This window comes from Nonomuraea cavernae, assembly GCF_014646355.1.
GTDB classification, from domain to species: Bacteria; Actinomycetota; Actinomycetes; order Streptosporangiales; family Streptosporangiaceae; genus Nonomuraea; species Nonomuraea cavernae.
This window is the reverse complement of sequence record NZ_BMNH01000012.1, coordinates 72,170-85,101: the sequence shown is the minus strand read 5'-3', so window position 1 is coordinate 85,101 and position 12,932 is coordinate 72,170. Positions and strand designations below refer to the sequence as shown.

13 protein-coding genes are annotated in these 12,932 nt (G+C 71.5%); 6 read left to right on the top strand and 7 right to left on the bottom strand.

The window, feature by feature from the left end; genetic code table 11:
* Together IEY82_RS20360 and IEY82_RS20355 are read right to left on the bottom strand one after the other, a co-directional pair.
* Positions 1-1,038, bottom strand: a complete 1,038-nt coding sequence (locus tag IEY82_RS20360; RefSeq protein WP_189125748.1) for a BMP family lipoprotein — start codon at positions 1,036-1,038, stop codon at positions 1-3.
* A 187-nt stretch (positions 1,039-1,225) separates the two neighbouring features.
* Positions 1,226-1,921, bottom strand: a complete 696-nt coding sequence (locus tag IEY82_RS20355; protein ID WP_189125747.1) for a DUF4142 domain-containing protein — start codon at positions 1,919-1,921, stop codon at positions 1,226-1,228.
* 405 nt (positions 1,922-2,326) lie between these two features.
* On the opposite strand from IEY82_RS20355, the gene IEY82_RS20350 reads away from it, so the two are divergent.
* From IEY82_RS20350 to IEY82_RS20340, 3 genes are read left to right on the top strand one after another with little or no spacing between them, the layout of a single operon-like run.
* The gene (locus IEY82_RS20350) at positions 2,327-3,496 is read left to right on the top strand and encodes a cytochrome P450 (RefSeq protein ID WP_189125746.1); all 1,170 of its coding nucleotides are present in this window, start codon (positions 2,327-2,329) and stop codon (positions 3,494-3,496) included.
* A 19-nt stretch (positions 3,497-3,515) separates the two neighbouring features.
* Positions 3,516-4,271, top strand: a complete 756-nt coding sequence (locus IEY82_RS20345; RefSeq protein ID WP_189125745.1) for an HAD family hydrolase — start codon at positions 3,516-3,518, stop codon at positions 4,269-4,271.
* A 52-nt stretch (positions 4,272-4,323) separates the two neighbouring features.
* Positions 4,324-4,587 carry a DUF4031 domain-containing protein gene (locus IEY82_RS20340; protein WP_189125744.1) on the top strand — a complete coding sequence of 88 codons (264 nt, stop codon included), beginning with the start codon at positions 4,324-4,326 and terminating at the stop codon, positions 4,585-4,587.
* On the opposite strand, the gene IEY82_RS20335 is transcribed toward IEY82_RS20340, so the two are convergent.
* From IEY82_RS20335 to pgm, 4 genes are all read right to left on the bottom strand, one after another.
* Positions 4,537-5,172 (bottom strand): HD domain-containing protein, encoded by a 636-nt coding sequence (locus IEY82_RS20335; RefSeq protein WP_189125743.1) that lies wholly within the window; start codon positions 5,170-5,172, stop codon positions 4,537-4,539. The genes IEY82_RS20340 and IEY82_RS20335 overlap by 51 nt on opposite strands.
* The gene (locus IEY82_RS20330) at positions 5,166-5,885 is read right to left on the bottom strand and encodes a DUF2786 domain-containing protein (RefSeq protein ID WP_189125742.1); all 720 of its coding nucleotides are present in this window, start codon (positions 5,883-5,885) and stop codon (positions 5,166-5,168) included. Before IEY82_RS20330 ends, IEY82_RS20335 begins: the two co-directional genes overlap by 7 nt.
* Positions 5,882-7,123 carry a hypothetical protein gene (locus IEY82_RS20325; RefSeq protein ID WP_189125741.1) on the bottom strand — a complete coding sequence of 414 codons (1,242 nt, stop codon included), beginning with the start codon at positions 7,121-7,123 and terminating at the stop codon, positions 5,882-5,884. The genes IEY82_RS20330 and IEY82_RS20325 overlap by 4 nt, the downstream gene beginning before the upstream one ends.
* A gap of 124 nt (positions 7,124-7,247) precedes the next feature.
* Positions 7,248-8,876 carry a phosphoglucomutase (alpha-D-glucose-1,6-bisphosphate-dependent) gene (pgm, locus tag IEY82_RS20320; RefSeq protein WP_189125740.1) on the bottom strand — a complete coding sequence of 543 codons (1,629 nt, stop codon included), beginning with the start codon at positions 8,874-8,876 and terminating at the stop codon, positions 7,248-7,250.
* A 124-nt stretch (positions 8,877-9,000) separates the two neighbouring features.
* On the opposite strand from pgm, the gene IEY82_RS20315 reads away from it, so the two are divergent.
* Genes IEY82_RS20315 through thrS form a run of 3 tightly spaced genes read left to right on the top strand, consistent with a single transcriptional unit; the run spans position 9,001 to position 12,561 of the window.
* On the top strand, positions 9,001-9,894 hold the full coding sequence (locus IEY82_RS20315) for a TIGR03564 family F420-dependent LLM class oxidoreductase (protein ID WP_189125859.1): 894 nt from the start codon (positions 9,001-9,003) through the stop codon (positions 9,892-9,894).
* A 59-nt stretch (positions 9,895-9,953) separates the two neighbouring features.
* Positions 9,954-10,550: a glycoside hydrolase family 25 protein gene (locus IEY82_RS20310; RefSeq protein WP_189125739.1), complete on the top strand. Its 597-nt coding sequence runs from the start codon at positions 9,954-9,956 to the stop codon at positions 10,548-10,550.
* Between the two features lie 43 nt (positions 10,551-10,593).
* Entirely contained in the window at positions 10,594-12,561 is a 1,968-nt protein-coding gene (gene thrS, locus IEY82_RS20305) for a threonine--tRNA ligase (protein ID WP_372459738.1), read from the top strand.
* A 46-nt stretch (positions 12,562-12,607) separates the two neighbouring features.
* Here the strand turns inward: thrS and IEY82_RS20300 are convergent, their stop codons facing one another.
* The gene (locus tag IEY82_RS20300; RefSeq protein WP_189125738.1) at positions 12,608-12,811 is read right to left on the bottom strand and encodes a TM2 domain-containing protein; all 204 of its coding nucleotides are present in this window, start codon (positions 12,809-12,811) and stop codon (positions 12,608-12,610) included.
* Between the last annotated feature and the right edge of the window lie 121 nt (positions 12,812-12,932).

The following is a 12,932-nucleotide window of genomic DNA, read 5'->3' as shown; positions in this document are numbered from 1 at the left end:
CTAGCCCTTGAGCGGGTCGGCCACGGTGATCTTGCCGGCCACGATGTCGTCGCGCGCCTGCTTGACCTTGGCGATCACCTCGGGGCTGTCGGCGATGGTGCAGCCCGAGGAGGCCACGTCGTCCTCCAGCGCGTTGACGCCCACGCCGCCCTCGGCCAGGCCGTAGACCTTGACGCCGCCGTTCTTGCCCTCGGCGATCTCCTTGATCGCGGCGACGGTGGCCACGTCCACGTGCTTGAGCACGTTGTCGATGATGTTGCCCGCGCTCGACGCGCACTGGTTGACGTCCACGCCGAACGCCTTCGCGCCCGAGGCCGCGACCGCCTCGAAGACCCCCTGGTTGCCGCCCGAGGCCGCGGCCGAGACGATGTCGGCGCCGCGCCCGGTGAGCGTCTGCGTCTGCGACTTGGCCCGCGCCGGGTCGCTGAAGGGGTTGTTGCCGCCCACGTAGAGCGGGGTGCCGGTGACGCCCGCCTTGACCGAGGTGGCGCCGGCGAAGAACGGGTCGATCCACCGGTGCACGAACGGCGAGTCGATGGCCGCCACGACGCCGATCTTGTCGCTCTTGGTGAGCAGCCCGGCCTCGATGCCGGCCAGGTAGGCCGCCTCGTGCTCCTTGAACGACACGCACGCCAGGTTGGCCGCCTGGTCCTTGGCGCAGGAGTCGACCTGCAGGAACTGCTGCTCCGGGTGCTGCTTGGGCACGGTGTTGAAGACGTCGTCGAAGGAGAAGCTGATGCCCACGATGACGGTCGGCTTGGCGCGGACCGCCGCGTCGACGTTCTGCGCGATGCTGGTCGGGTCCTTGCTCTCGTAGAGCTTGAAGGACGCGCCGATCTCCTTGGCGGCAGCCTCGGCGCCCTTGACGCCGAGCTGGAGGAAGCTGTTGGTGCCCACCGGGTTGGGCGTGATCAGGATGATCGACTTGTCGGAGGAGGCGGGGGCGGCGGAACCGCCTGAGCCGTCCGCACCCTGACCGCCGCACGCGGCGAGGGTGAGGAGCGCGGCGGCAGTGGTGAGCGCTGGGGAGATTCGCATGGTTCCTGGTTCTGTCTGCCGGAGGGGGCGTGTACCACCGGGGCTGTCCATCCTGGTGGGCGAGTATATCTCCATATTTCCGACAGGAACAACCTGGTTTGTCACTTTTCGGACGTCCATATCGTACGGTCCGTGACAGGGCCTATGTCCCTCGGGCCTCGGCTGCGGGACGCGGCGAACCACCCCGCTATGTCTTGGGGGGCGTGGGGAAGGCCTCGGGACCGGCCAGGCCGGTGCTCTCCAGGAGACGCTGGTGGTTCAGCACTGCCGCGTTGCAGGCTTCGGCGAAGCGCCGGATCAGCGTGTTCTGGGTGCTGCCGCGCACCGCGCCGATCAGCGCGAAGATCTGCCCGTGCGCCAGGCGCAGCCACTTCACGTAGGTGACGTCGTACGACCTGCCCGACCGGCCGGAGATGTCGGCCATCCATTCCTGCTGGGTGTCGGTCGGCCGGACCGGCAGCTGGATCTCCAGCTTGGTGGCCAGGGCGCGGGCCTGCTCGTCCAGCCCGTGGTGCTGCTCGGCGATCTCCTCGCTGATCGTCCTGATCCGGGCGCTGTCGCCCCGTTGCATGGCCTGCTGGGCGATGGTCATCTCCCACAGGGTGGCCAGCCGTACCTTCTTGACCAGGTCACGGTCGGCGGCCGACAGCGGGCCCCACTTGGTCTGCCAGGTGCTGTCGTCGGCCTCGGCGCCGGCCGTGGGCGTCGCCGACTCCGCGGGAGGGTCGAGGTCCAGGTCCGGGAGGCTGGTCGCGGGCGGGGCGGTCCCCACGGTGACGACGTTCGTCGTGCCGGTGGGCTGAGGACGGAGCCCGCAGGCGCCGACGGCCACGAGGGCGGCGCAGGCGGCGATGAGAACGGGACGGCCACGTGGAGGTCGCACTGCCGTCAGCCCCTTCCGGATGGTCGGATGCGGCCAGCCAGCCACTGGTGGTCACCAGGAGATACGCGGCGCCGGGCGGAGCGGTTCACGGCGGCCCGCCGACGCCGCCGGCCGGGCGCCGAGGGATTCGGTGTCCGTGAGGCATCGCGGCGGAGGCCGTGGTGGCGCACAATGGACCCGGTCGGCCTAGGAGGCTCCTGTGAGCAAGCGATCGCGCGGGCGACGCACGCTCACCATCGGCCGGCCCCCGGCCTCGGCCCGGGAGAGCCCCACGGTCCCGCCGCCCGGCGAGGTGACCAGGACGCCCATGCCCGGCCGGCTCTGGCCAGAGCTCGTCCGTCCAGATGGGACCATCGTGGAGGGATTTATCCCGTTAGGTGTAGTGCCTCAGCAGGACGGATTGTGATGTCAGATTCAGAGTTCCCCCTCGTCCAGTTCATGCGGGAGGGCTTCGACCCGGTGGCGGAGCTCGCTCGCATCCGAACCGAGCAGCCGATCTTCCCCATGTCGATCCCCGGAGGCCAGACGGTCTATCTGGTCACCCGCTACCACGACGTGCGGAACGTGCTCGGCGACCACGAGCGCTTCAGCAACGACTTCGGCAACGTGATCGGGCTGGGCTCCAACCAGGAGGACCCGGGCGGCCTCGGCTTCCGCGACCCGCCCGAGCACACCAGGCTGCGCAAGTACCTCACCCCCGAGTTCACCATGCGCCGGCTGCGCCGGCTGGAGCCGCGCATCGAGGCCATGGTCGAGGAGTACCTGGACAAGATGGAGGCCAAGGGCTCCCCGGCCGACCTGGTGGAGTCGTTCGCGCTGCCCATCCCGTCGCTCGTGGTCTGCGAACTGCTCGGCGTGCCGTACGAGGAGCGGGCCGACTTCATGAAGCTCAGCGTCGACCGCTTCGACTTCACGGCCGGGCCCGAGGCGTCGCTGCAGGCGATCAACGACGCGATGGCCTACCTCATCGACCTCGTCGCCCGCGAGCGGCTGAACCCCGGCGACGGGCTGCTCGGCCAGCTGCTGCGCGACCACGGTGACGAGCTCGACGACCGGACCCTGGCCAGCATGGCCGACGGCATCCTGACCGGCGGCCACGACACCAGCACCAGCATGCTCGCGCTCGGCACCCTCTGGATGATGGAGAACCCCGAGCAGGCGGCCAAGGTCCGCGAGGTCGACGGCTACGTCGTCGAGGTGGTCGAGGAGCTGCTGCGCTACATGACGGTCGTGCAGGTGGCCTTCCCGCGCTTCGCCCGCGAGGACCTGGAGCTGGAGGGACAGCCCATCAAGAAGGGCGAGTTGGTGCTCTGCTCGCTGATCGGCGCCAACCGCGACCCCAGCCTCGGCGACGACATGGACGAGGTCAAGCCCTATCGCGCCACGGTGGGCTCGCACCTGTCGTTCGGCCACGGGATCCACCGGTGTGTCGGCGCGCCGCTGGCCCAGATGGAGATGCGCATCGCCTTCCCCGCGCTGCTGCGCCGCTTCCCTGACCTGCACGTCGCGGGCGAGGTGCCGTTCCGGCCGCTCTCGATCGTCTACGGCGTGGAGAAGCTACCGGTCGCGTGGTAATCCAGCTACGTTCACAAGTGTGAACGAGCCCGCCATCGACCTGACCGCGATCAGCGCCGTCGTGTTCGACACCGACGGCGTGGTGACCGACACCGCCCGAGGGCACGCGGCCGCCTGGAAACACGTGTTCGACGCCTTCCTACGCGGCCGCTCGGCGGCCCCTTTCGACATCCGGGCCGACTACCTCCAGCATGTCGACGGGCGGCCACGCCTCGACGGCGTCCGCACCTTCCTGGCCTCACGCGGCATCGACCTGCCCGAGGGCGGCCCCGACGACGAGCCGGGCGCGCCCACCGTCCACGGGCTCGGCCTGGCCAAGGACCACCTCTTCCTGGCCCAGGTGGACAAGTACGGCGTGGCGGCGTTCCCGTCCACCGTGGCGCTCCTGCACGAGCTGCGCCGCCGGGGCGCGCGTGTCGCGGGCGTCTCGGCCAGCCTGCACGCCCGCAGGCTGGTCACCTCGGCGGGCGTGGCCCACCTGTTCGACCTGCTGGTCGACGGCAACGACGCGGCACTGATGCACCTGCCGGGCAAACCCGACCCGGCGCTGTTCCTGGAGGCCGTCCGCCGGCTGGGCCTGCCCGCGGCCAGGGCGGCCGTGGTGGAGGCGGCCCTGCCGGGCATCGAGGCCGGCCGGAAGGGCGGATTCGGCCTGGTGATCGCCGTCGACAAGGACGGCGCCGCCGCGGAGCTGCGCGAACACGGCGCCGACCTGGTGGTGACCGATCTCGGCGAGCTCGCCGTGCGCGGCAGGGTCCTGCCCATGAGGTCGTGACCCGAACGTCCTGACCCTGACGTTTTGACCTTGACGTCCTAACCTTGAGGTCGTGACGGTGCTCATCGATCCTCCGCACTGGCCGGGGCCGCGCGGCCTCATGTGGTCGCACCTGGTCAGCGACCACTCCCTGGACGAGCTGCACGCCTTCGCCGGGCGGCTCGGCATGCCGGTGCGGGCCTTCGACCGCGACCACTACGACGTGCCCGAGACCGTCCACCGGATGGCGGTCGACCTGGGAGCCGAGGCGGTCAGCTCGCGCGAGCTACTGCACCGCCTGATCGACGCCGGGCTGCGCCGCCGCAAGCGCCGCTAGCTCGCCGCCCAGGTTGGCCCGGGCCGCCGCCTCCCACAGCGCGTACGCCTCGGGGGTGCGGTAGAGCCGAGGCGTGGCCAGCAGCCGGCGCAGCACCTCGGCCCGCCCCTGCCTGAACGGCCCGGCGGGCACGTGCGCGTACTCCTGCCGGATCCTGGCCGCGTAGTCGTCGTAGCCGGGCCCGGCCAGCACCGCCAGGTCGGCGTCGCACAGCACCTCGCCGTCGCGGTCGCCCGGGACCAGCCGGTCGTGCGCGGCCGTCAGCCGCACCAGCCGGGCGACCTCGGTGACCCGGGCGGCCGGCACGCCGCAGCGGGGGAGTCTCGACTCGGCCAGCTGGGCGCTGCGCTCCTCGTCGCGGCCGGGCCGGCCGTCGTAGACGGCGTCGTGGAACCAGGCGGCCAGCCGCACCGCCGCCGGGTCCTCGGCGGCGCCGGCCAGCCGGTCGATCGCGGTGAGCACGGCGGCCAGGTGCTCCAGCGTGTGGTAACGCCGATGCGGCTCCGACCACCGGGCGACCAGCTCGGCCCCGACCGCCTCGGCCGCCCGCGACCGCCCCGCCACCGCGCGCCAGCTCGTCAGCATGGCTCCCACGATAGAGCCGCGACGCGCCCGCCCATCCGGGGGCGCCCGAGGTCGGCCCGCCGTCCCGCGGCCGCGCCGTCCCGGTAGCCGGTGCCGCTGGTGCGCGGGACGCTCATCCGCACCCTCGGGTAGCGGGCCGCCACCGCCCGCTCCACCTCCGCCCGCCGGTCGGCCAGCACCAGCGCGGTGCCCGCCGCGGGCGCCTCGGCCTCCGCCCGCCTCTCCGCCTCGCACAGCAGCCGGTACACCTCGTCCGCGAAGCCGAGCAGCCACGACCGGCGGTAGGCCCGGGCCGAGACCGCGTCCCGCGGCGGGCGTACCCCGGCCAGTCCGGAGGCCATCTGCAGCAGCAGTGACGTCGCCAGCACGTCGGCGCGTTCCAGGTCGGCGGCGAAGCCGAAGACGTGCACCCGCTGCCCGCCGCAGTCCGCGGCGGACGCGCCGATGAGCAGCGGGCGGCAGCGCACCGCCTGCGCCACCAGGCTGACCAGCCGGGCCTTCTCCCTGGCCCAGGGAGCGCTCAGCGTCACGATCCGGTCGCCGGGGACCCGACGGCCCGAGCCGGGGCCGGGGCCGGGGGCGAGGGTGTCGATGCCGTGCTTGGCCATCAGGGCGGACGCCGCCGCCATGAACGTGGCCCGCTCATGCTCGTTGTCGGTGCGCTCGGCCTTGGCCAGCAGTTTCCTGACCCGTTCGAGCGTGCGCTCCCTCATCGGGACTTGGTCAGCACCCGCCCGTCGTCGGCGATGGCCGGGAAGGCGCCGGTGTCGACGATGCCGTGCTGGTGGTACAGGGCCTCGATGAGGGCGTGGGCGGCGGGTTCCAGCTTCCACAGCGCGCGGTACTCGCGGGCGGTGGACAGCGAGAGGCCGATCTCCTGGGCGATGTCGACCGTGCGCGGCACGATGCCCTTGGCGATCTGCCGGTCCCAGTAGTCGCGCGCCGCCCGCATGAGCGCCGCCCGCTGGGCGGTGTCCACGACCTGCGGGGCCCGGTCGAGCACCTCGACGTCCTCGTCCTCGTCGTCCACCAGCTCGGCGAGCGCCGGGGGCAGCGCCGGGCGGGCCGGCACCGGGTGGTGGTCGGCGGTGGGCTCCCAGGGCACGCGCGGGTCGGCGTCGATGAGCGCGGAGGTGTTGTAGAGGGCGGCGATCTGGGCCAGCAGCGCCTCCTGGCGGCCCGGGTCGACGGCCAGGCCGGTGTGCTCGACCGCCTGGTCCATGGCCTTGTCCAGCCGGGCCAGCGCGGCGCGCATCTTGCGTTCGGGGGCGCCGCCCTCGCGCAGCGCCTTGGCCTTCTTGGCGGCCAGCGCGACGCGGGTGAGCCGCCGGTGCGCGTCGACCTCGCTCGCGGTGCGGTCGCTCACCTCGGCCAGGCCCATCCGCACCATCAGCCGCTCGGGGGTGAGCCGCCAGTTGATGCGGCCGGTGCCCCTGATGCGGTGGCGCTCGATGGCCATGCCGCGCTCCCACAGCCAGGCGGCCACGAGCGGCGCCGCGAGCCGGAACAGCGCCTCGGGCAGGCTGCGCGCGTCCATGCTGGACAGCACCGCGGTCAGGCAGGTCAGCGCCCACACGGCGATGCCGTCGATGCCGGCGGAGAAGTTCTCCCGCATGTTGCGGCGGGCGCGTACGGCCGAGGTGATGATCGCGACCTCGATGAACGCGAACAGCAGCAGCCGCAGCGGGCCGTCGAGCCCGAGAACGTCGCCGGAGAAGCGCCACATGCCCTGCGCGGACACGCCCGTCGCGATGGAGGCGGCCACGATGGTGAGCACGTCCTCGATGGGACGGGGTGCGACGTAGCGGGTGAACAGGAAGGCCCCGGCCCGCCAGGTGATCCTGAGCAACAGGAACGCGAGCACGAGCGAGGCCAGGCCCAGCAGGGCGATGACAGCGGTGGCGAACGGCTTCTCGGTGACGAAGGCGGCTATCTCGTCGAATGTGGGCATCAGTCACTATCCGTGAGGATCGAACTCCGGCTGTATAACGACGAGATCATTGCAGACTGTTGGCATCTTGTATGCCAAACAGCCGCTCCAGCCCCGTTTTGCCCAGCTTCATCGCACTCGTTTTTCATCCCAAGGCGGCTGAAACGAGGGAACGCGCCTCCTCCTGGACCTTCGCCAGGTGCTCCGGCCCCCGGAACGACTCGGCGTAGATCTTGTACACGTCCTCGGTCCCCGACGGCCGGGCCGCGAACCAGGCGCTCCGCGTGGACACCCTGACCCCGCCCAGCGGAGCCCCGTTGCCCGGAGCCGACGTCAGCACCGAGGTGATCGGCTCGCCGGCCAGGCTGGTCGCGGTCACCTGCTCGGCCGACAGCCGCGCGAGCACCGCCTTCTCCTCGCGACCGGCCGGCGCGTCGACCCGGGCGTAGGCGGGCTCGCCGAAGCGGGCCGTCAGCTCGCGGTAGCGGGCGCTCGGCGACTCGCCCGTGACGGCCAGGATCTCCGAGGCCAGCAGCGCCAGGATGATGCCGTCCTTGTCGGTGGTCCACACCGAGCCGTCGCGGCGCAGGAACGACGCCCCGGCGCTCTCCTCGCCGCCGAACCCCAGCGAGCCGTCGAGCAGGCCGGGCACGAACCACTTGAACCCCACCGGCACCTCGTACAGCCGGCGGTCCAGCGACTCGGTGACCAGGTCGATGATCCGGCTGCTGACCATCGTCTTGCCCACCCCGGCGCCCGCGGGCCAGCCGTCACGGTGCGCGTAGAGGTAGGAGATCGCCACGGCGAGGTAGTGGTTGGGGTTCATCAGCCCGTCGGGCGTCACGATGCCGTGCCGATCGGAGTCGGCGTCGTTGCCCGTTGCGATGTCGTAGGTGTCGCGGCCGGCGATCAGGGAGGCCATCGCGTACGGCGACGAGCAGTCCATCCGGATCCTGCCGTCCCAGTCGAGCGTCATGAACCGCCATGTCGGGTCCACCAGGGGGTTGACCACGGTCAGGTCGAGCCGGTGCCGCTCGGCGATCTCCCCCCAGTAGGCCACGGAGGCACCGCCCAGCGGGTCGGCCCCGATGCGCACCCCGGCCGACCGGATCGCGTCGAGGTCGACCACCGAGGGCAGGTCGTCGACGTAGCTGCCGAGGAAGTCGTGGCGGCCCGCCGCCCGCAGCGCCCTGGCGTAGGGGACGCGGCGCACCCCCGCGAGGCCGGCCGCCAGCAGCTCGTTGGCGCGGTCCTGGATCCACGTCGTGGCCTCGGTGCCGGCCGGCCCGCCGTCCGGCGGGTTGTACTTGAAGCCCCCGTCACTCGGCGGGTTGTGCGAGGGCGTGACCACCACGCCGTCGGCCATCCCGGACTCGCGGCCGCGGTTGTGGGCGAGGATGGCGTGCGAGACGGCCGGGGTGGGCGTGTAGCCGTCACGCGAGTCGACGACCACGCTCACGTCGTTGGCCGCGAACACCTCCAGCGCCGACACGCGGGCGGGCTCGGACAGCGCGTGCGTGTCGGCGCCCAGGAACAGCGGCCCGTCGGTGCCCCGCGCGGCGCGGTATTCGCAGATCGCCTGGCTCGTGGCCAGGATGTGGTCCTCGTTGAACGCGGTGTCGAGCGACGACCCCCGGTGCCCGGAGGTGCCGAACGCCACCCGCTGGCCCACCTCGCCCGGATCGGGGTGGAGCGCGTAGTAGGCCGTGACCAGCCTGGGGACGTCGACCAGGTCGGCCGGCCCGGCCGGCTGTCCAGCGCGCTCGTGACTCATGGGTCCCACCCTACAAAGCGCGTTCGGCGAGGCCCGCCGGAGATCGCCGTGTCGGGCCGGGGCCGCCGGCTCGGCCGGGGTTAGACTCGCCGTGACCCCAAAACTAGAATGGAGTTCGGTGGACATGCGAATCGGACTGCTGCTCAACGAGCCCACGGGCTCCGAGCCGTTCGGCGAACTGCGCGACGCCATCGCCGCCGCGCACGCCGACGGTTTCGCGTCCGGCTGGATGTCGCACATCTTCGGCCTCGACGCCCTCACCGCGCTGGCCGTCGCGGGCAGCCAGGCGCCGGGGATGGAGCTCGGCACCGGCGTCGTCCCGACCTACCCGCGCCACCCGGCCGCGCTCGCCCAGCAGGCGATGACGGTCAACGCGGCGCTCGGCGGCCGGCTCACGCTCGGCATCGGCCTGTCCCACCAGATCGTGATCGAGAACATGTTCGGCTACAGCTTCGACCGGCCCGCCAGGCACATGAAGGAGTACCTCGACATCCTGCTGCCCGCGATCCGCGGCGAGCACGTGCGAGCCGAGGGCGAGACCCTCAAGGCCGACATCCGGCTCAGCACGCCCGGAGCCGGCCCGCAGGTGCTGCTCGCCGCCCTGGCTCCGCGCATGCTCAAGCTGGCCGGCGCCAGGGCCGACGGCACCATCCTCTGGATGACCGGCCCCAGGACGGTCGCCGAGCACATCGCGCCCGCCATCACCGCCGCCGCCGAGGAGGCCGGCCGCGGCCGGCCGCGCATCGTCTGCACACTGCCGATCTGCGTCACGGACGATCCGGCCGCCGCCAGGGCGCGCGCCGCGGAGGTCTTCGCGATGTACGGGCAGCTGCCCTCCTACCGGGCCATGCTCGACCGCGAGGGCGCGGCCGGCCCCGGGGACGTGGCGATCGTCGGCGACGAGGAGAGCGTGCGCGCCCAGATCGACACGCTGGCCAAGGCCGGCGTCACCGACTTCGTGGCCGCCCCCTACTCCAAGCGGGAGCGCACCAGGGAGCTGCTGAAGCAACTGCTCTGACCGGCGCGTCGGGGGCCTGATCGGGAGGCATCCGAATAAACTCCCGCAAGGTGAAGCGCTTGCTGCAAGGCATAGACGTGTCCAACTGGCAGGGCTCCGTTGACTGGTCCGCGCACGCCCGCGCCGGGGTCGCCTTCGCCTTCGCCAAGGCGACCGAGGGCGGCGACTACGTCGATCGCTTCTTCGCCCGCAACTGGGAGGGCATGCGGGAGAACTGGATCGTCTGCGGCGCCTACCACTTCGCCCGCCCCAAGGGAGACCCCGTCGAGGGAGCGCGCAGCTTCCTGCGCACGATCACCCTGGCCGGCGGGCTGCGCCGCGGCGACCTGGTCGCGATCGACCTGGAGACGACCGACGGGCTGCGGCCCGAACAGGTCGCCCGGCACGCCCGCCGCTGGTGCCACTACGTCGAGCGGCACGGCGGGGTGCGGCCGCTCGTCTACACCTACCAGTCCTTCGCCCGCTCGGGCGCCTGCGCCGGCCTCGGCGAGTATCCGCTGTGGATCGCGAGCCCCGACCAGCCGCGCGGCGAGCCCATGGTGCCGGGGCCGTGGACCGAGTGGACGATCCACCAATATTCCAACAGCCCCGTCGACCGCAACGTCTTCGACGGCACCCGCCAAGCGCTGACCAGGTTGGGGTTTCACAAGCGATAGCATCGATAACCACCATCGACGAATCCGACCCCAGGGAGTCACCGTGTCAGCCGAGCTACGCATCACCCTCGCCGGAGCCGAGCGTGTGGTCGCGGCCGGCACGACGGCCGGTGACGCGCTCCAGGCGGACGGTCGCTCCGTCATCGCGGCCCGGGTCAACGGCGAGCCGCGCGACCTGGCCGCCCCGCTCGCCGACGGCGACGCGGTCGAGCCGATCGAGGTCTCCAGCGACGAGGGCAGGGCGATCGTCCGCCACTCCACCGCCCACGTCATGGCGCAGGCGGTGCAGGAGCTGTTCCCCGAGGCCAGGCTGGGCATCGGCCCGCCGGTCGACAACGGCTTCTACTACGACTTCGACGTGGCGCAGCCGTTCCACCCCGACGACCTCAAGCGCGTCGAGAAGCGCATGCGCGAGATCGTCAAGCAGGGGCAGCTGTTCTCCCGCCGGGCCGTCACCGACGACGAGGCCCGCGAGGAGCTGGCCGGCGAGCCGTACAAACTGGAGCTGATCGGGCTCAAGGGCGGCGGCGCCGACGCCGAGGAGAGCGTGGAGGTCGGCGAGGGTCAGCTGACCATCTACGACAACCTCGACCCCAAGTCCGGCGAGCTGTGCTGGAAGGACCTGTGCCGCGGCCCGCACGTGCCGTCCACCCGGTCCATCCCGGCGTTCAAGCTGATGCGCACCGGCGGCGCCTACTGGCGCGGCAGCGAGAAGAACCCCCAGCTGCAGCGCATCTACGGCACCGCCTGGGAGTCACGCGACAAGCAGGACGAATACCTCAAGCTGCTGGAGGAGGCCGAGAAGCGCGACCACCGCAAGCTGGGCGCCGAGCTCGACCTGTTCAGCTTCCCGCCCGAGCTGGGCAGCGGGCTGCCGGTCTTCCATCCCAAGGGCGGGATCATCCGCAAGGAGATGGAAGACTACATGCGCCGCCGGCAGGGCGAGGCGGGCTACGAGTTCGTCAACACCCCGCACATCACCAAGTCGCAGCTGTTCGAGACCTCCGGGCACCTGCCGTGGTACGCCGAGGACATGTTCCCGCCCTTCGAGCTGGAGGGCGTCGAATACCGCGTCAAGCCGATGAACTGCCCGATGCACAACCTGATCTTCCGGGCGCGCGGGCGCTCCTATCGCGAGCTGCCGCTGCGGCTGTGCGAGTTCGGCTCCGTCTACCGTTACGAGAAGTCCGGCGTGGTGCACGGCCTGACCCGGGTGCGCGGCATGACGCAGGACGACTCGCACATCTACTGCACCAGGGAGCAGATGGGCGGCGAGCTGAAGAGCCTGCTCGCCTTCGTGCTGAGCGTGCTGCGCGACTTCGGCCTGTCGGAGTTCTACCTGGAGCTGTCCACCCGCGACGAGTCCGAGAAGTTCATCGGCGACCCGGCAGACTGGGACGAGGCCACCGAGGCGCTGCGCCAGGCGGCCGAGGAGTCCGGGCTCGAGCTGGTGCACGACCCGGGCGGCGCCGCCTTCTACGGGCCGAAGATCTCGGTCCAGGCCAAGGACGCCATCGGCCGCACCTGGCAGCTGTCCACCATTCAGCTCGACCTCAACCAGCCCAGGCGGTTCGAGCTCGAATACCAGGCGGCCGACGGCAGCCGTCAGACGCCCGTCATGATCCACCGGGCGCTGTTCGGCTCGATCGAGCGCTTCCTCGGGGTGCTCACCGAGCACTACGCCGGCGCCTTCCCGCCCTGGCTGGCCCCGGTGCAGGTGGTCGGCATCCCGATCGCCGACGCACATGCCCCCTATCTGCAGGACGTGGCCAAGCGGCTGCGCGAGCGCGGCATCAGGGTCGAGGTCGACACCGCCGACGACCGCATGCAGAAGAAGATCCGCAACGCGCAGAAGTCCAAGGTCCCGTTCATGCTGCTGGCCGGAGACGACGACATCGCCAACGGCGCGGTGTCCTTCCGCTACCGCAGCGGCGAGCAGAAGAACGGTGTGCCGGTCGACCAGGCGATCTCCGAGATCGTCGACGCGGTCGAGCGCCGCACGCAGGTCTGATCTTTCGCGTGCGGCGGAGCGGGGATCCGCTCCGCCGCACCTCGCGTCACTTCGCCAGGGGTTGTCCCTGCTTGTCGTTGAACTTGCCGATCAGGATCATGATGAAGTCGATCAGCACCCAGACGCCGAGGCCGCCCAGGGTGACGATCATCAGGATGCCGGTGCCGATCTTGCCCACGTAGAACCGGTGCACGCCGAGCGCGCCCAGGAAGAAGCAGAGCAAGACGGCCACGAGCCACGACTTGGCCATGGAATGTCCCTTCGATTTCAGGAGGTGGGCCGGGTGGCACACATGGGCCGCCCGGCCGGCTTGGACCGCGGGGATGATCACCGCAGCGCCTGAACCTAGCAGCCACCGGCCGACTCGTCAG

Bases quoted from the DNA above. Each gene is read 5' to 3' on its own strand.
- IEY82_RS20360 (WP_189125748.1), bottom strand. From the start codon at position 1,038: ATGCGAATCTCCCCAGCGCTCACCACTGCCGCCGCGCTCCTCACCCTC.
- IEY82_RS20350 (WP_189125746.1), top strand. From the start codon at position 2,327: ATGTCAGATTCAGAGTTCCCCCTCGTCCAGTTCATGCGGGAGGGCTTC.
- IEY82_RS20335 (WP_189125743.1), bottom strand. From the start codon at position 5,172: ATGCTGACGAGCTGGCGCGCGGTGGCGGGGCGGTCGCGGGCGGCCGAG.
- IEY82_RS20330 (WP_189125742.1), bottom strand. From the start codon at position 5,885: ATGAGGGAGCGCACGCTCGAACGGGTCAGGAAACTGCTGGCCAAGGCC.
- IEY82_RS20325 (WP_189125741.1), bottom strand. From the start codon at position 7,123: ATGCCCACATTCGACGAGATAGCCGCCTTCGTCACCGAGAAGCCGTTC.
- pgm (WP_189125740.1), bottom strand. From the start codon at position 8,876: ATGAGTCACGAGCGCGCTGGACAGCCGGCCGGGCCGGCCGACCTGGTC.
- IEY82_RS20315 (WP_189125859.1), top strand. From the start codon at position 9,001: ATGCGAATCGGACTGCTGCTCAACGAGCCCACGGGCTCCGAGCCGTTC.
- IEY82_RS20300 (WP_189125738.1), bottom strand. From the start codon at position 12,811: ATGGCCAAGTCGTGGCTCGTGGCCGTCTTGCTCTGCTTCTTCCTGGGC.